The organism is Staphylococcus sp. ACRSN (assembly GCF_022346615.1).
Taxonomy (GTDB): Bacteria; Bacillota; Bacilli; order Staphylococcales; family Staphylococcaceae; genus Staphylococcus.
The window spans coordinates 98,546-123,354 of the sequence record NZ_JAKRNS010000008.1; the positions used below are offsets into that span (position 1 = coordinate 98,546).

Annotated in this window: 28 protein-coding genes; 11 read left to right on the forward strand and 17 right to left on the reverse strand. The window is 31.9% G+C overall.

The genetic code is table 11. The annotated features are described in order from the left end of the window. The first annotated feature begins 95 nt into the window (after positions 1-95). The 8 genes from MHZ36_RS09015 to MHZ36_RS09050 all read left to right on the forward strand — a co-directional run bounded on the left by MHZ36_RS09015 (position 96) and on the right by MHZ36_RS09050 (position 7,165). Entirely contained in the window at positions 96-2,513 is a 2,418-nt protein-coding gene (locus MHZ36_RS09015) for a Na+/H+ antiporter subunit A (RefSeq protein ID WP_239231158.1), read from the forward strand. Beyond that, entirely contained in the window at positions 2,494-2,922 is a 429-nt protein-coding gene (locus tag MHZ36_RS09020) for a Na(+)/H(+) antiporter subunit B (RefSeq protein ID WP_239231159.1), read from the forward strand. The genes MHZ36_RS09015 and MHZ36_RS09020 overlap by 20 nt, the downstream gene beginning before the upstream one ends. Then, positions 2,922-3,269: a Na+/H+ antiporter Mnh1 subunit C gene (mnhC1, locus tag MHZ36_RS09025; protein ID WP_239231160.1), complete on the forward strand. Its 348-nt coding sequence runs from the start codon at positions 2,922-2,924 to the stop codon at positions 3,267-3,269. The genes MHZ36_RS09020 and mnhC1 overlap by 1 nt, the downstream gene beginning before the upstream one ends. Continuing rightward, positions 3,256-4,752, forward strand: a complete 1,497-nt coding sequence (locus MHZ36_RS09030; protein WP_239231161.1) for a Na+/H+ antiporter subunit D — start codon at positions 3,256-3,258, stop codon at positions 4,750-4,752. Before mnhC1 ends, MHZ36_RS09030 begins: the two co-directional genes overlap by 14 nt. 1 nt (position 4,753) lies before the next feature. Next, positions 4,754-5,230: a Na+/H+ antiporter Mnh1 subunit E gene (gene mnhE1, locus MHZ36_RS09035; RefSeq protein ID WP_239231162.1), complete on the forward strand. Its 477-nt coding sequence runs from the start codon at positions 4,754-4,756 to the stop codon at positions 5,228-5,230. Next, the gene (mnhF1, locus tag MHZ36_RS09040) at positions 5,230-5,526 is read left to right on the forward strand and encodes a Na+/H+ antiporter Mnh1 subunit F (protein ID WP_239231163.1); all 297 of its coding nucleotides are present in this window, start codon (positions 5,230-5,232) and stop codon (positions 5,524-5,526) included. Before mnhE1 ends, mnhF1 begins: the two co-directional genes overlap by 1 nt. Beyond that, positions 5,504-5,860 (forward strand): Na+/H+ antiporter subunit G1, encoded by a 357-nt coding sequence (locus MHZ36_RS09045; RefSeq protein WP_239231164.1) that lies wholly within the window; start codon positions 5,504-5,506, stop codon positions 5,858-5,860. The genes mnhF1 and MHZ36_RS09045 overlap by 23 nt, the downstream gene beginning before the upstream one ends. 150 nt (positions 5,861-6,010) lie before the next feature. Then, the gene (locus tag MHZ36_RS09050; RefSeq protein WP_239231165.1) at positions 6,011-7,165 is read left to right on the forward strand and encodes an NAD(P)-binding domain-containing protein; all 1,155 of its coding nucleotides are present in this window, start codon (positions 6,011-6,013) and stop codon (positions 7,163-7,165) included. 103 nt (positions 7,166-7,268) lie between these two features. On the opposite strand, the gene MHZ36_RS09055 is transcribed toward MHZ36_RS09050, so the two are convergent. From MHZ36_RS09055 to MHZ36_RS09080, 6 genes are all read right to left on the reverse strand, one after another. Next, positions 7,269-7,643, reverse strand: a complete 375-nt coding sequence (locus MHZ36_RS09055; RefSeq protein ID WP_239231166.1) for a PaaI family thioesterase — start codon at positions 7,641-7,643, stop codon at positions 7,269-7,271. A 31-nt stretch (positions 7,644-7,674) separates the two neighbouring features. Then, the gene (locus MHZ36_RS09060; protein WP_239231167.1) at positions 7,675-8,991 is read right to left on the reverse strand and encodes a Na+/H+ antiporter family protein; all 1,317 of its coding nucleotides are present in this window, start codon (positions 8,989-8,991) and stop codon (positions 7,675-7,677) included. 199 nt (positions 8,992-9,190) lie between these two features. Further along, the gene (locus MHZ36_RS09065) at positions 9,191-10,678 is read right to left on the reverse strand and encodes a M17 family metallopeptidase (protein WP_239231168.1); all 1,488 of its coding nucleotides are present in this window, start codon (positions 10,676-10,678) and stop codon (positions 9,191-9,193) included. Between the two features lie 135 nt (positions 10,679-10,813). Continuing rightward, complete coding sequence (locus MHZ36_RS09070; protein ID WP_042739768.1) at positions 10,814-12,022, reverse strand: NAD(P)/FAD-dependent oxidoreductase; 1,209 nt, start codon at positions 12,020-12,022, stop codon at positions 10,814-10,816. A gap of 223 nt (positions 12,023-12,245) precedes the next feature. Next, complete coding sequence (locus MHZ36_RS09075) at positions 12,246-12,605, reverse strand: HesB/IscA family protein (protein ID WP_239231169.1); 360 nt, start codon at positions 12,603-12,605, stop codon at positions 12,246-12,248. A gap of 13 nt (positions 12,606-12,618) precedes the next feature. Then, entirely contained in the window at positions 12,619-12,855 is a 237-nt protein-coding gene (locus MHZ36_RS09080; RefSeq protein ID WP_239231170.1) for a YuzB family protein, read from the reverse strand. Positions 12,856-13,317: 462 nt separating this feature from the next. On the opposite strand from MHZ36_RS09080, the gene MHZ36_RS09085 reads away from it, so the two are divergent. Then, the gene (locus tag MHZ36_RS09085; RefSeq protein WP_239231171.1) at positions 13,318-14,382 is read left to right on the forward strand and encodes an NAD(P)/FAD-dependent oxidoreductase; all 1,065 of its coding nucleotides are present in this window, start codon (positions 13,318-13,320) and stop codon (positions 14,380-14,382) included. Between the two features lie 134 nt (positions 14,383-14,516). Here MHZ36_RS09085 and MHZ36_RS09090 read toward each other — a convergent pair whose 3' ends face one another. Next, positions 14,517-14,828, reverse strand: a complete 312-nt coding sequence (locus MHZ36_RS09090; RefSeq protein WP_239231172.1) for a YuzD family protein — start codon at positions 14,826-14,828, stop codon at positions 14,517-14,519. Positions 14,829-14,937: 109 nt separating this feature from the next. Here MHZ36_RS09090 and MHZ36_RS09095 point away from each other — a divergent pair, with 109 nt between their 5' ends. Then, complete coding sequence (locus tag MHZ36_RS09095) at positions 14,938-15,180, forward strand: NifU family protein (RefSeq protein WP_042739763.1); 243 nt, start codon at positions 14,938-14,940, stop codon at positions 15,178-15,180. Between the two features lie 268 nt (positions 15,181-15,448). Here MHZ36_RS09095 and dltD read toward each other — a convergent pair whose 3' ends face one another. The 8 genes from dltD to MHZ36_RS09135 all read right to left on the reverse strand — a co-directional run bounded on the left by dltD (position 15,449) and on the right by MHZ36_RS09135 (position 22,794). After that, positions 15,449-16,651, reverse strand: a complete 1,203-nt coding sequence (gene dltD, locus MHZ36_RS09100; protein WP_239231173.1) for a D-alanyl-lipoteichoic acid biosynthesis protein DltD — start codon at positions 16,649-16,651, stop codon at positions 15,449-15,451. Continuing rightward, positions 16,648-16,884, reverse strand: coding sequence for a D-alanine--poly(phosphoribitol) ligase subunit 2 (dltC, locus tag MHZ36_RS09105; RefSeq protein WP_239231174.1), 237 nt, complete (start codon positions 16,882-16,884; stop codon positions 16,648-16,650). The genes dltD and dltC overlap by 4 nt, the downstream gene beginning before the upstream one ends. A gap of 21 nt (positions 16,885-16,905) precedes the next feature. After that, positions 16,906-18,120: a D-alanyl-lipoteichoic acid biosynthesis protein DltB gene (gene dltB, locus MHZ36_RS09110; RefSeq protein WP_239231175.1), complete on the reverse strand. Its 1,215-nt coding sequence runs from the start codon at positions 18,118-18,120 to the stop codon at positions 16,906-16,908. Then, a complete protein-coding gene (dltA, locus tag MHZ36_RS09115) occupies positions 18,120-19,583 on the reverse strand; it encodes a D-alanine--poly(phosphoribitol) ligase subunit DltA (RefSeq protein ID WP_239231176.1) in 1,464 nt (487 codons plus the stop codon). Before dltA ends, dltB begins: the two co-directional genes overlap by 1 nt. Positions 19,584-19,597: 14 nt before the next feature. Next, positions 19,598-19,738 carry a teichoic acid D-Ala incorporation-associated protein DltX gene (locus tag MHZ36_RS09120; RefSeq protein WP_239231177.1) on the reverse strand — a complete coding sequence of 47 codons (141 nt, stop codon included), beginning with the start codon at positions 19,736-19,738 and terminating at the stop codon, positions 19,598-19,600. An 859-nt stretch (positions 19,739-20,597) separates the two neighbouring features. Continuing rightward, the gene (locus MHZ36_RS09125; RefSeq protein WP_239231178.1) at positions 20,598-21,557 is read right to left on the reverse strand and encodes a 2-hydroxyacid dehydrogenase; all 960 of its coding nucleotides are present in this window, start codon (positions 21,555-21,557) and stop codon (positions 20,598-20,600) included. Between the two features lie 10 nt (positions 21,558-21,567). After that, the gene (locus MHZ36_RS09130; protein WP_239231229.1) at positions 21,568-22,356 is read right to left on the reverse strand and encodes a TIGR01457 family HAD-type hydrolase; all 789 of its coding nucleotides are present in this window, start codon (positions 22,354-22,356) and stop codon (positions 21,568-21,570) included. A 6-nt stretch (positions 22,357-22,362) separates the two neighbouring features. Then, entirely contained in the window at positions 22,363-22,794 is a 432-nt protein-coding gene (locus tag MHZ36_RS09135; RefSeq protein ID WP_239231179.1) for a DUF86 domain-containing protein, read from the reverse strand. Positions 22,795-22,930: 136 nt separating this feature from the next. Here MHZ36_RS09135 and MHZ36_RS09140 point away from each other — a divergent pair, with 136 nt between their 5' ends. Then, positions 22,931-23,197 (forward strand): DUF3055 domain-containing protein, encoded by a 267-nt coding sequence (locus MHZ36_RS09140; RefSeq protein ID WP_239231180.1) that lies wholly within the window; start codon positions 22,931-22,933, stop codon positions 23,195-23,197. 94 nt (positions 23,198-23,291) lie between these two features. Here MHZ36_RS09140 and MHZ36_RS09145 read toward each other — a convergent pair whose 3' ends face one another. Further along, complete coding sequence (locus tag MHZ36_RS09145; protein ID WP_239231181.1) at positions 23,292-23,678, reverse strand: YutD family protein; 387 nt, start codon at positions 23,676-23,678, stop codon at positions 23,292-23,294. A 140-nt stretch (positions 23,679-23,818) separates the two neighbouring features. Beyond that, on the reverse strand, positions 23,819-24,751 hold the full coding sequence (gene lipA, locus MHZ36_RS09150; protein WP_239231182.1) for a lipoyl synthase: 933 nt from the start codon (positions 24,749-24,751) through the stop codon (positions 23,819-23,821). Positions 24,752-24,809 lie beyond the last annotated feature (58 nt).

Sequence of the window (24,809 nt, forward strand, 5' to 3'; positions counted from 1 at the left end):
TTCAACATAGCAATTTCAAGGTCTGGGACGTTTTTCAGAATAGTTTAATTCATGTATAATAATCTTATACTTAAATGTAAAAGGAGGATAAGATAATGAGCTGGTTACATTTAGCGGTACTCCTACCGTTAATATTTGCACTCATTATTCCATTTGTATACCGTATTCATAAACGTATACATATAGGATGGTTTGTATTACCCATCCCCGTCGTCTTATTTATATATTTTTTATCATATATACCGACAACCATGTCAGGTGAATCTGTAATGCAATCGTTGAAATGGATGCCGCATTTCGGTATGAATTTCAATTTATATCTTGATGGCTTAGGCCTTCTATTTAGCATACTGATAACTGGAATTGGAAGTCTAATAGTACTGTATTCTATAAGTTACTTAAGTCGACAGGAGCAGTTGGGAAATTTTTATTGTTATTTACTGCTCTTTATGGGTGCAATGTTAGGGGTTGTATTATCAGATAACGTTATTATCTTGTATTTATTTTGGGAGTTAACTTCGTTTTCAAGTTTCTTACTTATATCATTTTGGAGAGAAAAACCAGCTTCCCTGTATGGTGCTCAAAAATCAATGTTAGTCACTGTGTTCGGTGGATTGTCGTTACTCGGTGGTTTAATCTTATTGATTTTGGCTGGAGGATCAACAAGCATTCAACAATTGATTAAACATATTGCAGATATACAAGCAAGTCCATTCTTCATATTTGCTATGATACTTGTACTTATTGGCGCAATGACTAAATCTGCACAGTTTCCATTTTATGTTTGGCTACCAGATGCAATGGAAGCACCAACGCCTGTTAGTGCTTATCTTCATTCGGCAACTATGGTAAAAGCTGGTCTTTATTTAGTCGCTCGTATGACACCAATTTTTGCTATTTCTGAAGGATGGATATGGACTGTTACTGGAATTGGATTAATCACTTTGTTTTGGGCATCATTAAATGCTACAAAGCAACAAGATTTGAAAGGTATTCTCGCATTTTCTACAGTCTCTCAACTAGGAATGATTATGGCGATGCTCGGTATTGGTGCAGTAAGCTATCATTTTGAAGGTTCTGATAGCCAACTCTATATCGCTGCATATACTGCTGCAGTCTTTCACTTAATCAATCACGCAACATTTAAAGCCGCTCTCTTTATGATTACAGGTGCGGTTGATCATGCTACAGGTACACGTAATGTAAATAAATTAGGTGGTTTATTAACTATTATGCCAATTTCATTTACAATTACAATCATTAGTTCATTAAGTATGGCAGGTATCCCACCATTTAATGGTTTCTTATCAAAAGAAAAGTTCTTAGAAAGTATGATTGAAGTAACTCATGCTAACTTATTTAGCTTGAACTCAATTGGTATACTCATTCCGATTATTGCTATTTTAGGTAGCATCTTTACATTTGTTTATGCAGTACGTTTGATTGGACAAGTCTTTTTAGGTACTTATAAACCAAAAGATTTACCAAACAAACCGCATGAAGCACCTATATTAATGCTAATTGCACCTATTACATTGGCTATTTTAGTAATTACATTTGGGTTATTCCCTTCTATACTTTCAGAATCCATAATAGCACCAGCAACTAACGCAATAAGTATGAAACAGACATCACCTGTTGAGTTTCATATGTTCCATGGTTTCACACAAGCATTTTTATCTACTTTATTGATTTATATTATTGGTTGTCTTTTGATTTTAACTTTTAGTTATTGGATAAAATTGCTTAAATCACAACCTACAAAACTAACTATTAACTATTGGTACGATAAATTCGGTTCTGTAACACCAAACATATCTAAACAGATTACAAACTCATATGTTACTGGTTTTACTCGTAATAACTTGGTAATAATTTTTATTTCATTAATCATTATTACTATTGTGACCCTTATCGTGACACCATTTAGTATTAATTTAAAAAATGTAAGTGAAATCAGACCATTTGAATTAATCATCGTTGTACTTATTATCACAGCTGCATCTATGATAATTTTTGCACATTCTAGATTATTCAGTATTATCATGGCAAGTGCCGTTGGCTATTGTGTTGCCATATTCTTTATATTCTTTGGTGCACCAGATTTAGCGCTAACACAATTTGTAGTTGAATCTATTTCAACAGCGTTATTTTTACTTTGTTTCTATCATTTACCTAATTTAAACAGACACCAAGAAACACAGCCTTTCAAATGGATAAATGTTCTTGTTTCTGTCGGCGCAGGTGCTGTAGTTACTGTTCTTGGTTTGATTGCTTATGGTAATAGGCATTTTTCATCTATTGGATCATTTTACAAAGAACATGTTTATGACTTAGCTCACGGCACGAATATGGTTAATGTTATACTCGTTGATTTCCGTGGTACAGATACGTTATTTGAATCTTCCGTATTAGGTATTGCAGGTCTTGGCGTATATACAATGATTAAATTACGCTATAACAATAAAGCTAAAGATAAGGGAGGTCATGATATTGAAGAGACAGAAAAATAACTTAATCTTTCAATATTCAGCTGTCGTCATTTTCTTTCTTATCGTGATGTTTGGCTTATCACTATTTTTAGCAGGACATTATACACCTGGTGGTGGGTTCGTAGGTGGTCTTCTACTGTCTAGTGCACTTGTAATTATCGCCGTTGCTTTTGATATTAAAACAATGCGTAAAATTTTCCCTTGGGATTTTAAAATGTTAATCGGTATTGGATTAACATTTTGTTTAGCGACACCGATGGCCAGTTGGTTTTATGATAAAAATTTCTTTACACATAAACCTTTCGAAATACCATTATTCTTTTTAAAACCTATGGAATTACACACAGCGACATTTTTTGATTTAGGTGTATTATTTGCCGTAGTTGGTACTGTAATGACTATAATCTTATCGATTGGAGAGAATGAGTAATGGAAATAGTGATGATTTTTGTTTGTGGTATTCTCACTGCAATGAGCGTCTATCTCATTCTTTCAAAGAGTCTGATACGCATCATTATTGGAACAACACTACAAACACATACAGCAAATTTATTTTTAATTACAATGGGTGGACTCAAAAAAGGAGAAGTGCCAATTTATGAAAAGGGTATTTCCTCATATGTAGACCCTATACCACAAGCATTAATATTAACTGCAATCGTAATATCATTTTCAGTTACTGCCTTCTTTCTTGTACTTGCATTTAGAAGTTATAAAGAATTGGGAACTGACAACGTAGAAAGTATGAAAGGAGTGATCGAAGATGATAGAGAGTAATCTTATCGTTTCTTTACTAATCATTCCTATGATTACAGTAATCCTATTAATATTTATAGGTAAGCGCCCTACTATAAAACGTTATGTGGCTTTAGGTGGTACTGCAATCACATTGATATTTGCATTTATCAATTTAAATAATGTCTTGAAAGACGGACCGATTAAACTTGAACTTGGTTCCTGGTCAGCACCATATAGTATCGTTTTTGTACTTGATATATTCAGTGCACTTCTAGTCATAACGACTTTAATTGTTACAATGTTGGTTATTCTATACTCCTATCAATCTGTAGGTTTAGAACGTGAAACGTATTACTACTATTTCTCTATTATGTTCATGTTAACTGGTGTAATCGGTTCGTTTATAACTGGTGATATCTTTAACTTATTCGTATTTTTTGAAGTATTCTTGATGTCATCTTATATCCTTTTAGTAATTGGTGGTACAAAAGTACAACTGAGTGAAACAATAAAATATGTATTAGTTAATGTAACTTCATCTGCATTTTTTGTAATTGCGGTCGCAATGTTGTATTCAGTAGTTGGCACACTTAATTTAGCAGATATCAGTCAGAAATTAAGCGAAATTTCTGCGCAAGACAAAGGTATAGTTAGTATTGTATTTATAATGTTTATCTTTGTTTTTGCGACAAAAGCTGGCGTATTCCCTATGTATATATGGTTACCCGGCGCATATTATGCACCTCCAGTTGCCATTATTGCATTTTTCGGGGCACTATTAACTAAAGTAGGTGTTTATGCAATTGCGAGAACAGCCAGTCTATTCTTCAGAGATACATCCAATTTTTCATATTATACAATCTTATTTTTAGCATTAATGACGATTATATTTGGATGTGTTGGTGCAGTTAGTTATTATGATACGAAAAAAATTATCATTTATAACATAATGATTGCTATTGGTGTTATTTTAGTTGGCGTTTCAATGATGAATCAGAGTGGTATGATGGGGGCAATTTATTACACATTACATGACATGTTAATTAAGGCCGCTTTATTCTTCTTAATTGGTGTGATGTATAAGATAACGAAAACGCATGATTTACGAAATTATGGTGGATTAATAAAAGATTATCCTGTATTAGGATGGACTTTTTTTATCGCTGCACTTAGTCTTGCTGGCATTCCACCACTCAGTGGTTTCTACGGTAAATTTTATATCGTTCAAGCTACATTTGAAAAAGGTTTCTATATTAGTGGCATAGTCGTATTACTATCTAGTTTGGTCGTACTTTATTCAGTAATAAAAATCTTTTTACTTGGATTTTTCGGAAAACCTAAAGGTTATGTTGTAAATCATCAACTTAGATATAAAGGCCTGTTAGCTGTAGCAATTATTGCTGTATTACTTTCGGTCATTTTTGGATTATCAGCTGATGTATTACACCCTATTATCAAAGATGCTGCAGAACCTTTCTATAATCCTAATGTTTATATCGAAAGTGTATTGGGGGGACAATAATATGGCAGTTCAAATACTTGTGAACCTAATGCTTTCTGTATTTTGGTTGTTTATCACAGGAAATTATACATTTAATAATTTTATACTCGGCTATTTATTTGCATTACTATTAGTTTATTTAATGCGCGGCGTATTGCCAGGTAGATTTTATATTATTACAGTCTATAAAATCATTAAATTATTCATTGTATTTATCATAGAACTCATCAAAGCAAATATTGATGTAATTCGTATTATTATTAAACCGACAATTAAAAATGAACCCGCTTTTTTCACTTATCAAACAGATTTAAAAAAAGATTGGCAAATTGTACTATTATCTAACCTGATCACTTTAACACCTGGAACTATTGTACTTGGTATTAGTGACGATCGTACTAAAATCTACATACATGCGATAGATTTCAGTACGAAAGAAGAAGAAACAGAAGGTATTAAGTCATCTCTAGAAAAAGTAGTAAGAGAGGTGGGCGAATAATGTTTAACTATAATATTATTCTTATTATCGCATTGATTATCGTAGCTTTATCTATGCTAGCAATGTTGGTTAGAGTAATAATCGGACCTTCATTAGCTGATCGTGTCGTTGCTTTAGATGCAATGGGGATTCAATTAATGGCTATCATCGCACTATTTAGTATCTTTTTAGGTACAAAATACTTAATTGTAGCCATTTTAATGATTGGTATATTAGCTTTTTTAGGTACTGCAGTCTTTGCAAAATATATGGATAAAGGTAAGGTGATTGACCATGACAGGGACGATAATCATTAGTATTGCATTAATACTCGTTGTGTTAGGATCTATCATAAGCGCACTCGCAGCGATTGGATTGATTCGTTTAGACGATGTATATTCTCGTTCACATGCAGCTGGTAAGGCAGCTACACTTGGTGCAATGCTACTTATAAGTGGTGTATTCCTATTCTTTATTGGTAGAGATGGATATGTAAACATGCAACTTATCATAGGTATATTGTTCATTTTAATAACAGGTCCACTTGCCAGCCATTTAATTATCAAAGCAGCTTATAATTTAAATACCCCTCCTTCTAAAAGAACTAAATTAGATGAAATCAAACAAGATTTAAAAGATACAAAATTATAATATACTTGGAATATAAAAAAACCCATCAACTTTGATGGGTTTTTTTCTTAAACTTTCACAAAATAACCTTTTTATTTATAGTTTGCCTTCAAATATATATAATGATATATTAAATCGTAATAGTTACGTTTTACAAGGAGGTTATATTTTATGTTTAAATGGACTATTATAGGTGGTGGCATACAAGCTGTAACAATTGCACTGAAACTTAGAGAACAAGGTTTAGATACAAAAGATTTATGTATTATAGATCCACATTCCAACCTCTGTGAACAATTTAATACATTCACATCAAGAATTGAGATGCCTTATTTGCGTTCACCTTGTGTTCATCATGTACATCCGAACCCTTTTCATTTAAAGCAATTTGCTAAAATCAAACAATTTACTAATCCATCTTATGGGAAATATCAAAGACCTAACAGAGAAATGTTTATGTATCATACACATGATTTAATCCATAAATTTGATTTAAATAAAAGCCACAAACAAACTACTGTTACTGCTGTAGATAAGGATGCAGAATTTTGGCATTTACATTGTGACAATAAACAATGCATCATTTCGGAAAATGTTATTATTGCTTTTGGTTGTAATCATCAAATAAAAACACCGCAGAGTTATAAAGACGCGTCAGATGTTTCTCATATTTTTGATAATACATATAAAGATTATGCTCATACCTCTCATGTGATTGGTAGTGGGATTACTGCAGCACATTTAACTTTAAAATTATTAAAACAAAATCAAAGTCAAATTCATTTATGGACAAACAAGCCATTAGCAGTACACGATTTCGATGCTGATTCTGGATGGCTTGGTCCAAGAAATATGAAAAAATTTAGTCAACTTGAAAATTCAACTGAAAAGAAAAGCGTAATTTTAGCTGAAAGGCACAAAGGCTCAATGCCTAAAGAATTAGAATTGAGGCTAAAGAAATATGTGATGCAAGGGCGTCTTGTCATACACGTGAATGAACTAAAAAAAATAAAAAATCATAAAATCATTACTGAACATCAACAATTATTATACGATTATATAATTTTTGCTACAGGCTTTGAAGAGACAATTATGCAACAACCGATCATTCAACAATTAATTAAAATACACAAAGCACCGCTTCGGAGTTGCGGTTTACCAAATATCTCTTCTCAACTTGAGTGGCTACCAAATTTATATGTTTCTGGTGGATTAGCTGATTTAGAGTTAGGTCCTTTTGCCAGAAATATAATGGGTGGTAGAGAATCAGCAATAAGAATTACCCGTGCATTTATAGATAAAACTCATAAAACGACTGTATCATAGACTCTTTTACAAATTTTATATTAATAAAATTAAAAATACGCTTAATACTTATTATAAGTGTCTCGAATCACACATTTTAAGTATTAAGCGTATTTTATATAGTTTACTTCCGTGGCTTGATGGCAATTGTGCCTCTCATAACACTAATTAGCCTGTCAAAATCATCTTTAATTTCAATATTCCATACTTGTGTTGTTTTGCCTTCGTGTAAGATTGTTGCAGTTGCAAAAACGGTACCTTCCATAGTTGAGCTAATATGGTTGGCATTCATTTCTAAACCTAAAGGTATAAATTTTTCAGTATCAATAATATGTGCAGCTCCAATTGAACAAGCCGTTTCGCCTAATGCTAAATTCGCACCACCGTGTAAGTAACCAAAAGGTTGTTTCACTTTATCAGTTACTGGCATAGACATTATAATTTCACCATGACCTTCTTTTACAACTTTCATTTCTAACGTATCTATCATATTTGTCATAATTGACACCTCATTCAATACTTAATACTACCTATAATACCATAGCAGCAATAGTACCAAAAATTATTAACGGTATATTATAAAATATAAAGTTCGGTATACATGTATCTCGAATGTGATCATGTTGACCATCAACATCAAGTCCTGCTGTTGGTCCTAAAGTTGAATCACTGGCAGGTGAACCTGAATCCCCTAATGCACTTGCTGTACCAATCAATGCAATCAACGCCATTGTATCTAATCCTAATGATTCTCCCAATGGAATAAATAAAGTAGCTATAATTGGAATTGTCGCAAATGATGAGCCGATACCAAGCGTAACAATTAAACCAATTATATACATCACAATAATGCTAATCAATTTATTATCACCAGTTATACCACTTAAACTATGCACAAGTTTCGTAATATCACCCGTTTCATTCATTACACCTGCAAAACCATTCGCAGATAAAATAACAACACCAATAAATGACATAATCTTTATACCTTCAACAAAATTTTTGTCCAATTCTGTCCATTTAAATGCACGTGATATAAAGAATATTAAAACACCGGCTAATGCGCCAAATATCATAGAATCTGTTAAAGTTTGGACAACAAAAGTTGCAATGATAGAAACGATAGTAACGACAAGCACATAAGGTCTAATAACAATATCATCATTGTTTCTTTCTTCATTACGATCATTATATTCTCTTGGTTTTCTATAATAAAACACACCTAAAATCAAACCGACAATATACCCTAATGAAGGTATAATCATCGCCTTCCAAATCATGCTCATTTCAATTGGATGATGTGCTTTTGTAAAACCATTGTCTATAATTTGATGGAATATTTGACCAAATCCAAATGGTAAAAGTACATATGGCCAACATAAACCAAATCCTATAATAATACCGATTTGTCTTCGATCAATTTTCAAATCGTTAAACAAGCTGATTAACGGCGGTATAACGATAGGAATAAATGCAATATGTACTGGAATTAAGTTTTGACTCATTATACTAAGTACCAATAAGGCAATAATAATGATAACCTTTACTTTTACTCGAGACATTTTACTATTTTCAGCGTGTATACTATTAATAATTTTATTTACTAAATAATCAGTAATACCACTATATGAAATCAGTGCCGCAAAGCCACCTAATAAAGCGTAACTTAATGCAACTTCGGCACCATCAACGATATTTTTACCAAATACGGAAACGATGTCAGATACACTCATACCTGCAACTAATCCACCTACTAATGCACTGACAAATAAACTGATTACCACGTTAAGCCTACATAAGCAAAGTATAATCATCAGTACAACTGCTATAACAACTGCATTGATCACAAAACATAACTCCTTTATCACGTTATCGAACTAAAGTATCACGAAGATAATAGTACCAATTTCAATTAAAATTGTCAATCCTATGTTTTAATCTATTATAGTGTACACATCATTTATACCACTAGAAGAATATCGGTATAACCAAATATTACTATTTATTGCGTTGAATACCTCACCCCATTATAGCCAATAGTTTATTTTATCTTTGATTTGATAACCAATCCACAATCGTTGTTACAAGGAATGCTGTAGGTCCTTTTGGTCCTTTATAGCTATTTTTATTCGTCGTCGCGGGCCCTGCAATATCAAAATGCATGTGTGGTACATTTCCAGCAAAATGATTAATAAATGTAGCTGCAAATAATGCTTTTCCCTGTCCATTGGTATGGTTTACTAAATCTGCGACATCACTCTTTTTAATTAATTTTCTTTCTGTATCTGTCATTGGTAATTCAAATACATATTCATCACGTTGTGAGGCCAGTGATAATATCTCCGACAACTCAGAACTAGCATTGTTATTAAACACTGCCGCTTTATCTTCTCCTAATGCTACAATAGCTGCTCCAGTCAATGTTGCAAAGTCTAAAATAACTTCAGGTTGAAATTGAGTTGCATAAAAAACTGCATCACCTAAGACAAGTCTTCCTTCTGCATCTGTGTTTAGTACCTCTACCGTTTCTCCACTTAAAGCTGTATAAACATCATCTGGTTTCATCGCAATCTCATTAATCATATTTTCAGCTGCCGCAATAACACCAACAATGTTAATCTTCAGATTAAGTTTACTTACTGCATCAATCATTGCTACAACATTTGCTGAACCACACATATCAAACTTCATTGTTTGCATACCTGTTTTAGATTTGATTGAATAACCACCCGAATCATAAGTAATACCCTTTCCAACGAGTGCTACAGGTGATTGATCCTCTGAAGTTCCATTATATGTTAATGTAATCAGTCTCGGACTATGTTTTGAGCCTTTACCAACTGCATGAATCAATCCAAAGCCCTCACGTTGTAATGTATCGCCATCTTTGACATCAACTGTTACATCGCTATCTTTAAAATGATTCTCTATTAACTGTGCATAATAAGATGGCGTCAATATATTGGGTGGTATATTACTATAGTCTCTAGAAAGATTTATTGCATTTGCCAATATAGAACCTCTATCAAGTGCTATTTGCAGTGCTTCAGTTGAAGCAGTACTGCTATGAATATCCAATTCAAGTTCATAAGGTGCAGATTTATTTGTTTTATAACCGTCAAATTGATAAATAGCAGCTTCACTTTGTTGCCCTAACAAAGCAGCTAATTGTACATCTTCAAATATTTTTGATCTAAAAGTATCAAATAAAATGTCAGCTTCAGTAATTCGCTCACTTTTTAAAAATTGAAATAACTCGCCAAATATATTTAAATATTGATTACTTGTTGCCTCTTTTAAATTTCCTAAACCTACAGCAATCACTTTATAATCATTACCACTTAAATTAAAATGTGTTGAGCTAACCTTGCCGATATTACTACTTACAATATGCGTACGTTTTAATTGTTCTATTTTATCGTTTATAATTTCATCATTTAACTTTATGTCTTCTAGTTGATTAATATGTTCAGGTACTCCGATGATTAACGTTGAATGATGTGTTTTTGCATTAGTTTGAATAGTTGATTTCATCATATTCCCTCACTTTTCATGTTTTTAAAAGTTTTTATTTTTCAATTTAACAAAAAGACCCATCTTATTGAAAGACAGGTCTTTTTACTAATGACTCACATACTTTAAGCCTATGTGACTTATTAAATTCAGATATTAAAATTTACCTTTTTTGAATGCTAAACCAATACCGCCAAGTTTAAACACGGCACGCGTATCGATTACTTTCTTCATGAAGGCAGCTTTTTTACCTTGGATATCTTTACCGTAAACAACACCAACACCGTCTCCAGAACCTAATGAACATACAGTACCACGGTCAACATATGTGAACTCTTGAGTTGGTTGACCTTCTAAGATATTTTTAATATTTTTAGCTGTGTGTTCACCTTCTTGCATAGCGATTTGAGCAGTTGTTGGTAATGGGCGCTCTTCACCTGCAGGAATAAATGCTGATACATCACCGATTACAAAAATGTTATCGTAACCTTCGATAGTTAAATCTTGTTTAGTTACGATACGGCCACGTTTAACGCCTTCGAATGAAGCTTCCATTAATTGGCTACCGCGCACACCAGCTGCCCAAACAGCAGTGTTTGCTTCTAATTGTTGTTCTTCATCGTTAACTTTAACTACAAATCCTTTTTCGTTAGCCGCAACGATTGGTGTAGCAATTTTGAATTCAACGCCTTTACTTTCTAAGTAACTTACAGCATGGTTAACTAATTCATCAGAGAATTGAGGTAACATTTTTGGAGCAGCTTCAACACAAGTTACTTTAACTTTACTTTGTTCTACACCATATTTGTTACATAATTCTGGGATACGATCAGCTAATTCACCCAAGAATTCAACACCAGTGAAACCAGCGCCACCAACTAAAATAGCTAAGTCATTATCATCTTTTTCTTTTGAAGATGCATAATTAGCAAATTTGTCTTCGATGTGACGAGATAATTTACGAGCAGTTAAAACATTTTCAATTTGGAATGCATGTTCTTTCATTCCTTTAATACCAAATGTTTCACTTTCAAATCCTAATGCTACAACTAAAATATCAAAATCAAAGATACCAGCATCTGTTTCAACTTTTTTAGCGTTACGGTCAATTTTAGTAACTTCAGCTTTAACAAAGTTAACTTTGTCTTTATTTAAAACACTTTCAACTGGATATAGTAAATCTTCATAGCTAATTGTACCTGCAGAAGCTTCATGTAACCATGTTGCTTCGTAGTGGTAATCATTTTTATTAATTAACGTAATTTCAGCTTCATCTGCTGAAATTTGCTTTTGTAATTTTGTGATAGTTTGTAAACCTGCATAACCAGCGCCTAAAACTAAAACTTTTTTACGATCTTGAGCCATTTCATTCACCTAAGCTTTCATATATTATTTGTTGCATAAGTCTTTTTCTATACCCTAATTGTATTTATGTAAGTCACAAAAAAGACATTTTTCATCCAATACTAATTTTATAGTTTTTATACTTGATTTTCAAGCGCTAACGCATATATTGTTTATTTTTTCACATAAACAATTAAAAGATACAGGTTAACGTTACTTAACGAAACGATAACCTGTTAATTAATTAACAGTCTTCAGGTGTTCCTGCAACTTTAGCAGTTCTAAATGAGCTTCCACAACCGCAAGAAGCAATTGCATTTGGGTTATCAATTTGGAAACCGCCACCCATCAATGACTGTTTGAAATCTATAGTTGTACCTTGTAAGACTGGTGCATCCATTTTGTCTATCAATACTTTTAAGCCATGAAATTCATATACTTCATCATTTTCACCTGGCTCTGGTTCAGCAGACATGCCATAAGTAAGGCCCGTACATCCACCACCATTTACTTTAACCTTTAAGTAACCGTCTGCCATCTCATTTTGTTCTAACATATCTTTAACTTCATATGCTGCAGCTTCTGTTACGTCAATTACTGCCATAATTATTACCTCCCTAAAAAATCCATGTTTCTTCTATATGCGCATAAATATTTTGTAATAAGTCATCTGGCGATTCACCCTCAACCATATCACCATTCACTAATGCATACAAGCTACTAGAACATATGCCACAATTTTGTAAGCAACCATATTCTAAAACATCTACACCTGGATCATTTTCCAGTTGATTGTATACATAGTCTCCACCTTTCGCTAAGTTCGAAATGCAGAACTCTACTATTGGATTCATAATACACCCTCTCATTAATTATCAGTTATACAATTATAACAAATTCATTCAATTTACGACACATGCTTGCTTGTAAGCTATAACTATTTTTATAAATAATATCATTTTTTAACAATATTTTTTTGTGTAATATGACATCATATACAACTAATTATGTAATACGCGCTATATCGCCAATAGTTAGGTTTACTCACTACTTCATATACTAGTTAAATCGTTTTCATGATAGCCCTTTATTACTATAACTTATTTGTAGAACCATACAAAAAAGCATATAATGTATTTAAGTAAGCTGTTTATAAAAAATTGGTATATCAATATAAGACAAATATGATTTAACCACATTATATTTAATAACTTACATTGATGCATAATTGATAAGACACTATGCTTTTCACAGCTCAACTCGCAATGCTTTTATCAAATGTTCAATACAATTTTTACTAGAGGGGTATATTAATAATGAAAAATTTAGTTCTTTTAGGTGGCGGTTACGGAAATATGCGTATAATGTCACATATTTTACCAAATGCGCTTCCAGAAAATTATAACATTACACTTATCGATCGCATGCCTTATCATGGGCTAAAGCCAGAATTCTATGAATTAGCTGCAGGTACGAAATCTGATAAAGATATTCGTATGAGTTTCCCTAATTCTGATCGATTAAATAATGTTTATGGAGAAATTAACGATATTAATTTGGATGATCAAATTGTTTCAGTGGGAAATACTAAAGTAGATTATGATGAATTAGTTATCGGTCTTGGTTGTGAAGATAAATACCATAACGTCCCGGGTGCTGAAGAATACACACACAGTATCCAAACATTATCTAAATCACGTGAAACTTTCCACCATATAAGTGAATTGCCTAATGGTGCAAAAGTAGGTATCGTAGGTGCTGGATTAAGTGGGATTGAACTTGCAAGTGAATTAAGAGAAAGTCGTGAAGATTTGGATATTTATCTTTATGATAGAGGAGAGCGTATTTTAAGTCGCTTCCCTGAAAAATTAAGTACTTATATAGAAAAATGGTTTAGAAAAAACAATGTTAAAGTTATACCTAATTCTGACATCAATCGTGTAGAACCAGGGCGTATTTACAATAATGATGTTCCTGAAGAATTAGATTTAATTGTTTGGACTGCAGGTATTCAACCAGTAGAATTAGTAAGAAACTTACCAATTGACATTAGTAAGAGTGGTCGAGTAATTTTAAATCAATATCACCAAGTTCCAACTTATCCAAATGTTTATGTTGTTGGTGACTGTGCAGAATTACCTCACGCACCAAGTGCACAATTAGCAGAAGCACAAGGTGATCAAATCGCTGATGTTATGAAGTTACAATGGCAAGACAAACCTCTACCTGAAAAAATGCCAGAAATCAAAATCCAAGGTTTCTTAGGTTCTTTAGGAGATAAAAAAGGTTTTGCTTACATTATGGATAGAACTGTAACTGGCCGTTTAGCTTCAATCTTAAAATCTGGTGTACTATGGTTGTACAAATACCATAACGGATAAAGTAGCTTAATCTATATTTTACAAATGAAAATATCAATAAATCAAAACAGTGAGGCGTACTAGTTATGACTAGAATACTTCACTGTTTTTTATTTCTACTATTTAATTAACCCGCTGATAAAATATTTGAATAGCTATCTTTGTTCCATAAATTTCGTTAATTGATTTAATTGAATGTATCCGTCAGCTACATATTCATCGTTGATTGTAATTAATGGATAAAACAATTCATCTTGTTGAATACGTTCAATAAATTGCTGATCGTGATCTGTCAGGTTTTCAGTATCTTTTTCAATGTCAATATAAGTAAATTCAAATGAAGTATCTGGATATTTTCTCTTTAATAACGGCTGTAACCATTCAAACGTATTCTGTGAAGTTGGAGCATTAACACAACTCGCACATACAATATCTGCACCATAAACAACAACACTCGCTTTATTCATCGTTTATCTATCCCCTTTTGTTTTCATTTATAGATTTTTCAACATATATCTATTATAATAAAAAGATAAGTATAACATGAAATTATTTACTTGGAAGGGAGGCATTTCCATGCCAACTGAAAACGCAACGATGTTTGATCAAGTAGCTGAGGTTATTGAAAGATTGCGTCCATTCTTACTACGTGATGGTGGTGACTGTTCACTTGTAGATGTAGAAGATGGTATTGTTAAATTACAATTACATGGTGCTTGTGGTACATGCCCTAGCTCAACAATCACGTTAAAAGCAGGGATTGAACGTGCTTTACATGAAGAAGTACCTGGTGTCATTGAAGTAGAACAAGTATTCTAATAAACAGCAAATTGTTGCAATTACAATTCATGATAATCACACACCATCAATTATAGACACAATAAACAAGTGTTATTAGAATATAGTATATTCTAACTTAAGAAAAACGGTAAATGCTATCTTATTGAAGATAGCATTTACCGTTTTTATTTGTATATTGAATTGATTCATACGTAATATTCAAGAGACTCTTTAGAATGACAACCTAGCAACTTTACATAATTACTGCTTTACAAAGCAATTGTTTAATTACTATACAGTTCTCTTTTTATTTTTGTTGAGTATGCTTTTCTAATTTGGAAGGTTTATGATTTTTGTGATTGTCATTACCGTTCATATGATGTGCTATATTTTCACTAATATAGACCCAACCTTTCCAACCAACATGTACAGCATCACTAATCACATATGGTTCATAATCTTTATCCGTCATATTATATACTTTTCCACCACGTTGTGTGATTGTGTGATTTATCTTGTTATAAACTTTTTGACGTCGTTCTTGTTTAATACCTATGTGGTCATACCATTTTCCATTAGACGGTAAAATAATATATTCCACATCCGCACCCGCCTCATTCATAGTATCAATAAACAATGCTAAATCTTGAAATTCTGGTGAATTAACATTAAATTCATAATCTCGATTTATTTTTCTTTTGTGACTATTAATCAATTTCCAATATTCATCTCGAATTCCATAGTTGTTAGATTTCGTTTGGGATTGACCGTGTTTTTCAGCTAAATCCGTTAAACCTTTCCATGATTTACCTTTATCATTAATTGGATCTACTTGTGCTAAAGGTGAAGGCTTAACAGGCAAAATAGATTTGATCGCTTCAATTTTTTTCAACTGTTGTGCTTTAAATGAGGATAAATAACTTCCTTTTACTTTATTAGGATGTTTCTTCATTTCTTTTAAATAATATCTATCTTTTACATCTTTAAATTGTGATAATCGCGTAGCGTATCTTTGTTTTAATTCATTACTCATACCAGATTGCATAAATAATTGATTTATTTGTGCATCTGAAACACGTGCTTTAAAATTCACATTGGTTAAACCGTTATTTGTAAACCATTGTGGCGAAATAATAAACGCCATTTTCTTTCCTTTTAAATTATGATATTGTGATGCAGCCTCTACAGCGTTCACTAAATCCGTAGAGCCACCTGTACCAATTAAGAAAGGTGCTTTAGGTGCTCTTTGTTTATTATTTAATAATAAACCAGGATTAAATGGGTCATCTTTACCAAGTTCACTTGAACCATAAATTGGATAATATTTATCAGATTCAAACATTTTATCTTGTATTTCTGTGCCTTTTAATACTTGATCTGATATATTAATACGTTGTTCTTCTAGTGTTTTATTATTTATTAAACCCTCAAACCAACTTGCAGGTAACAATAAGAAAACACCAAATATAATGACACTTACTATAATAGGTATAAATGCTTTTAATTTCATCTTAATGTTTCTAGTACCGTTACAATCTTATTAGGTGTTGCCCATTCATCCCTATCAAAATCCATGATTGATACTTCTATATCCAATTTATTTTGTATTTCTAATAACAATCCAACAGTTTGAAACGAATCAATAATCCCTTCATCAAAAAGCGCGACATCAGGATTTTCCTTCACAATCTTATTTTCAGTTACTTCTTCTAATAAATTTAATACTTGCGCTTTAAATTCCATGTTTTAAATTCCTCCTATTTTTTAATAAAGTTTTCCAGAAAAGATTAGAAAACCAAATGCAACGAAATGAAACGTTACTATAATGCTTAAAATTGTAGTAAATTGATTTTGCCAACGTGGTGGATGCTGTTTTCTCCACCTTTCGTAATAACCGTAACCAATAAATAATGCTGCATGGTAAATACCATATAAAATATAGTAACTTTCTATCCCATGCCAGACTCCCATTATGATAAAGTTCAATGAAAATGCGATATTTGACATGGCAAATTGACTTTTTAACAATCGTTTCTTAGACATAAAGAATAAAGCTCTCATATATATACAGTCTCTAAACCAAAAAGATAAAGACATATGCCATCTATTCCAAAAGTCTTTTATATTTTTAGCTTTAAATGGTTTATTAAAGTTTTGTGGTGTTTTTATGCCATATAAATAACTAAAAGCAATCGCAAATAGCGAATATCCTGCAAAGTCAAAGAATAAATATAGACTGTAGGCATACATATATAACCATTTCGCAGTAAATCCATGAAGGTCCATTAATAATGGTGTAATCGCATAGACATGAAGTATATGCGCAATAATAAATTTATATAAAAATCCTAGCATGATATAATGTATTGCTTTTTCTACTAATAATTTATATTCATTGCTACTAGGAGCTACATGTTCATCTTTTACAAAACGTTTGTATCGATCAATTGGTCCTGACGAAATTGTTGGAAAGAAAGTAATAAATTGCACTATTTTCCAAAAATCAATTTCTTTTATTGAACCATCTCGAATTTCCATTAATAATTGCACACTTTTAAACGTCACATAAGAAATTCCTAAAAATCCTATGAGTTCAACAACTTTACTTTCATGAAACTTAATTTGTGCTGTTCCTAATAGCGTACTTTGCATCACCTTTACTAAGATTAGTGGCAAAATTGAGAGTGTAATAACCATGAAAAATTTGCTAAATGTATTCTTTATTGATCGTGACTTCCAATAAAACATAATAATTAATAGTTGCCACACCACGTAAATGACAAGATTGACAAACGCTACACTTAAAAATGATTGATCAAAGAAGTTATGTTTTGTCGACGAAAAAATTAGCTGTATCATAAACAATGTACTTAAACCATTGTAAATATGACTTCTTTTACCTAAAAAACCTAAAATAATCACTGGTAATAATACAATGATTGCTATGAGAAAAAATGTAAATGTGCCATATGGTGTCATTATGCAAAATCCTCTGCAATCTGTTTACGATCTAGTTTGCCATTATTTGTTAGAGGTAATCGGTCGGTAAACATCAACCTTTTTGGTATCATATAATCTGGCAAGTGTTGTTTTAACTCACTTTTAATATCATGAATTAATTGTTGCTCATCTTCATTTCCAACAATATGATCAGCTTTAATAACCACAGCATTAATATGTGTGACTTTATTCTCCCGATAATTTGGTATAACGACTGCATCTCTAATCAATTGTGATTGTCTCAATTGGAATTCAATTTCTTCAATTTCCATTCGATAACCATTTAGTTTAATTTGAAAATCTAAACGTCCATTGATAAACCAATATCCATCTCTATAAGAAGCTTTGTCTCCTGTATAATAATTTCGTCTATCATTAATTATTTTAAACACTTCATTTGTTTTTTCCGGATCAGATAAATAACCTTTACTTATTGCATTTCCTGTAATAATGAGTTCTTGATTATCAGATAAACTCAATACTGTTTCAGGTCTAGCCTCACCAACTGGTAATGGATTGTAAGTATTTAATATTTCATCATTGATGAGAATACTTGTAACTGCGACTGTTGCTTCTGTTGGCCCATATGTATTATAGATATACGCAGATGGGAATTTTTGTTTCAACATTTTAGCCGTCCTATGTGCGAGCACTTCTCCACAGAAAAAGAATTCCTTCAGACTCGAATATTTATTTTCTTCTAACGTTGGTAACATTAAGCACATCTCCATAAAGGAAGGTGTAGACACCCATACATTTATAGATGATTCGAGCAGCATTTCATTCAAAAGTTTTGGCTTATTAATCATTGCTTTATCTACTAAATTTAATGTACCCGAAGTAGCTAAACATGGATAAATTGCCATAACTGATAAATCAAATGAAAATGGTGCTTGATTTAACCATTGTTGTTTATCACCCAACTGATTAAGTTTAACCATCCAATCTATAAATTCATTTAAGCTATCATATGCAATTTGCACACCTTTCGGCTCTCCCGTAGAACCTGATGTAAAAATAATATAAGCGATATCTTTCGCTCTCATTCGACTTTCAAAATAATCAACTTCTTTATAATTGACTATTGCTTTTACATTTATCAAATTGAGGTTTTGAAACATATCATCTTGATTAGTCGTGTTAATAATATACTCAGGATTTACTTTTCGAATAATTGCATCAATTCTATCTTGTGGTATCGATGTATCAATTGGCACATAACCACAACCTGCCTTAATTGCACCTATCATACCTACAATCATAAAAGGCGACATATGACCATAAATCACTACAGGTTTTGTAGTATTTGATATCATGTCAGCACATTTATTTGAATAACGGCTTAAATCACTATAAGTTAATGTTTCATCATTATGCTTAATTGCTATTTGATTCGCGTCGTTTTTTTCAATATCAATTAATGATTGAATAATGTCTTTCATTGTTGTCTCCTTCATTAAAACTCATTATAAATAAAGTTATTTTGCGTATCTCCAGTTCCATAAATCAAATAAAGTGCAATAAAAATCGCTACATACAAAAAAGTAAGTAGCCAGGGTTTTACTTTTTCGAAGGTTTGTTTGTAATCATGATTCATATTCTTGAGCCTCCTTTGTAACACGTGCAAAATACTATGGTTAAATTATCTGTTTCTTAATTTATTTTAACACATATATAATTAAGTTATTTTTTATTTACTGTTCATAATTATACAATCAAAGTCCCATCTTTACAATTAAATCCATATTTCTTCATCTAACAAAAATGTTATATCAAATACGTTGCAATAATTTCCAATGTTTAAATTAATATTATATAGCTATGATTTGAAATACCAAAAATCATAAATATGAATTATTCATGGATATATATACATAAATAATTTCATACTTTTGAAACTTTCACCAAAATTAATGTAAAAAAATAGAGATTAATTCTCTTTTATTTTTAAAATCTTACGATTTTGAACATGTAAACATTCTTGTAGTATGATTCGTTCAAATAATCTTCACACAAACCACTCGTTCCCCTTTGTTTCACCTCAATCGTTAGTACATTATCAAATTGGTATAATATACTTATCAATATAGAAAATAACTTCCTTTCGCATAATAAAGTACAAATTTAAAATAAAGTAGTTTCTGTTTATGTAACAACACATGTATTTATGGCGTATTTTGGTGAGACTTCTGAAAAAGCATTGTCAGTCGAAGAGTAAGATCGAGAATATATTAATTCGAAATCGAGTCAACAATACGAAATATGGTATATAAAAAAACCAGTAAATGAATATAAAGATTCATTTACTGGCAATTTTTCTAGGATTTACATCCTAGATACTTAATTATAAATTAATCATTTGGATAAAATATTTCTCACATTTTGACACAAGCAAGTACATGATGAATATTCTTTCTAATAATTAATTATAACTTAGCATTTATAGTTTTTAATTTTTAACTGATTGGCGTCTTAGCGGATTTTCCATTTAATACAAGTCTAATATTATCGACACACAACTGTATCATTCGATTTCGTGTAATAACCGAAGCACTTCCTATATGTGGAACAATTATCGCATTTTTCATGGATAATAATGGATGTGACATATCAATTGGTTCTTTGCGCAAAACATCCAAACCACACGCCGCAATTTCTCCATTTTGCAATGCAGATACTAAAGCATTTTCATCTACAACAGCACCTCTACCAATATTAATAAATATTGCATCATTTTTCATTTTTTTAAATGCTGTGGCGTCAAATTTATCACGTGTTTCTTCAGTCAGCGGTGCAGTACAAATTATAAAATCACTATGCTCTAATAACGTTTCAAATGATACATAAAGTGCACCTAAAGTTTTTTCAGCATCCATTTTTCTACTACGATTATGATACATGATATTAGCATTAAATCCCTTTAAACGGCGTGCAAAGGCTTTACCAATATCACCCATACCAAAAATACCTACTTTAGCATTATGCAAATCTTTTCCTGCAAGCAAATATGGACTCCAACTTTGCCACTCGCCTTTTTGAACATATTGTTCCGCTTCAACGATACGTCTTGCCACACTAAGCATTAAGGTAAAACCTAATTCAGCTGTTGTTTCAGTTAATACTTCAGGTGTGTTTGTAGCCACTATTCCTTTACTTTGAACAAGTTTCACATCTATATTATCAAAACCAACTGCCATATTTGCAATTACCTTTAAATTTGGTGCATGCGCTACAACTTCTTCGTCTATCGTTTCACTTAATGTTATAAAGCATGCCGACGCGTCTTTCAATGCATTCAAAAACTTATCTCTTGGCATTGGCGTAAATGATTCATTCCAAACTTCTACTTCTGCAAATAGTTCTAATTGATCAATAAATGGTTGCGGTATCTTTCTAGTTACGATTACTTTTTCCATTCAATCACTCCTATTTTTCTAGCTCTGTAATAACCTCATTTAAATCTTTAAAGCTATGTGTTGGTGGAACGTCTTTGAGTTCAATTTCATCTTTAGTAGTAACTCCTGTTTGAACATGGAGTGTATCAATATTTACATTAATTCCGGATAATATATCTGTATCATATAAATCACCAACCATGGCAACTTCTGACGGTTTAATACCCATTTGTTGCAATTGCTCCAATGCTTTCGTCATAATAATTGGTTCTGGTTTACCAATAAATGTTGGTTGTACGCCTGTCGACACCGATACTACACTTGTTATTGCTCCATTACCTGGTAGAAATCCTCTTTCTTTAGGAATAGACACATCTTTATTTGTCGAAATAAATGTTGCACCATTTCGTACAGCTAATGTTGCAGTCGCTAATTTTTCATATGTAACAGCTTCGTCTAATCCAATAACTACATAATCTACAAATTCATCGTTCTTCAATTGTAAGCCATGACTCGTCAATGCTTTTGCTAATCCTGTGCCACCTAACATATATACAGTTGCACCTGGAGATGCTTCAGAAATATACTCTGCTGTTGCAAGCGCAGAAGTCACTACTTCACTCGCTTTTGCATCTAATTCCATTGAAGTCAATTTTGTCGCAACCTCTTCTGGTTCTTTTGTTGAGTTATTTGTTACATATAAATGAGCAATTTGATTTTGATTCAGATACGAAATAAAATTCTTTGCCCCGTCAATCGTTTCATTACCTTTGTATAAAGTACCGTCTAAGTCGATAAGGTAAGCTTTGTAGTTTTTCATCATTTATTATTCTCCTTTTTGACCAAACGCAGTAATTGGCACATTCTCATTCTTTAAAAATTGTAATACTTCAGTTATAAATTGCTGATAGTATTGTACTGACTTATCAAAAATTGGAATAAGTTCTATCGTATTAAGTTCATCATAGTAATGCACAAATTGTTTTCTAACGTCTACTGTTTCATTGATGTTTTCTTGTGTTTCTTTAGAAATAACACCTTCCAATTCTAGGATATCAATGACATCTTTATAATTTCCGGGATCCCTCAAAATAAAACCATCAATTATCATATTCCCTATGTCTACCGATGATTCAATTAACATTTGAGCAATACGTTCAAATGCGTAATGATTCTGCTTTTGTTGAGGATAGTCTGCAAGTAATTGTTGTAAGTAATTTAATTTTGCATTTAACTGTTCTTTATTTACGAAATACATTTTAGTCACCCCTATCTAATTCATCATACCATAACTTTACAGTCTAATTCATTTCCAGTTATACTAATTATTAACACTTTAGTTAACTTAAAAAATAGGTAATTAATAAAAATGAACTAGGGAGCGTTTTTCAAAAATGATAGATATGTATTTATATGATGATGATGAATCAGCACAAGTCCAATTTGTTGGCTTTGTTGGCGAACATAGTCGTTATGATCTAATGCTAGTACAAACAGATCGCCATTATGGAAAGACTATTGTTTTAAATATGCAAACAAATAAATTTGGTATTATAGGTTCAGACGATATCGAGGAACCCGGCTATATTGCACACATCCTTGGTGTTTCAGAAGATGAAGGTAATGAAATATCCGAATATTTAAATGAAGTCATTCAATAATATATAATAAGTTGTGTGACGACAAAAAAGCGGTAACTCTATTTAAACTAATAGAATTGCCGCTTTTTATTTGCCAAAATCATTGCTTTGAGTTTTATTCATTTTCAGATTGTTGGATACTTGGTTGAATTTTTACATCTTGTAATTTATTGCCTTCAATAATATCTGCTTCACTTTGTAGTTCACTTATTTGTTTTTTAACTTCTTGTTCAGACAGATGTCTTAATATAAAATATGGACAACCAAAATTACAATATTCTAATAAATAGTCTTGAATTGTAGAAAATCGTTTGCTTAATTCAGCTTTTTTATTATGATCACTATAAAAACCTTTTAGTCTTAATTGTTCATAACCAAAGTCTCCTACAACATAATCATATTTATCTAAAATATCTGAATAACGATTTGCAAATAGTTCCTCGTCAAAACATTCTCTATAATCCTCTACTATTTCAAAATATTGTTCGTTTACTTTTATCATTACGCTCACCTAATCTATATTTCTTCCTACAGAATCAACTGAGCAAAATCATTATACAGGAAGAATTTAAGTTTTAATAAAGACCTAGCCCATTTAATAAATTATTAAACTTGAACTAAGTCTTTATCTTAAATATTTAATTAATTTGTAGTTGTATCTTGTTTAAGCTGTTCTTCACCTAAACGTTGTCTTTCTTTTGCTGCTTCATTTACTTGTTCATCAGCATGATAAGAACTACGTACAAGCGGACCAGCCTGACAATGCTTAAAGCCTTTATCCATTGCAATTTTTCTTAATTTACCAAATTCTAATGGTGTGTAATACTTTTCAACTTTCAAATGTTTACGTGAAGGTTGTAAATATTGACCAATTGTTAAGATATCTACATCATTTGCACGTAAATCATCCATCGTTTCAAGTATTTCTTCATGCGTTTCACCTAAACCTACCATTAAACTTGATTTTGTAGGAATTTCTGGTTGTAATTCCTTAGAACGACGTAAGAATTCTAATGTACGATCATATGTTGCACGTGCACGAACTCTTGGCGTTAAACGACGGACTGTTTCGATATTATGGTTTAAGATATCGGGCTTAGATGCCATAAGTGTTTCTAATGCCTCATAGTCGCCACCCATATCTGAAGGTAATATTTCAATTGATGTGAATGGGTTACGTTCTCTAACTTTACGGACTGTTTCTGCATATACATTTGAACCAGCATCTCTTAAATCATCACGCGCAACTGCAGTTATTACAACGTGTTTTAAGTTCATTAATTCCACTGATTCTGCCACGCGTTCTGGCTCTTCCAAATCTAGTTCGTTTGGTAAACCCGTTTTAACTGCACAAAATCGACAAGCTCGTGTACAAACTGCACCTAAAATCATAAAAGTAGCAGTACGTCTTTCTCCCCAACATTCATGTATATTCGGACATTTTGCTTCTTCGCAAACTGTGTGTAAATTCTTTTCACGCATCATCTTTTTAAGACCAGTGTAGTTTTCGTTAGTGTTTAACTTTATCTTCAACCAATCCGGTTTACGTAAAATTTCTTCATTTTTAGTAGCCATAAACGCACAATCCTCCTGAATTGAAATCTGTATATATTATAACGAAATTCGGGGCAAA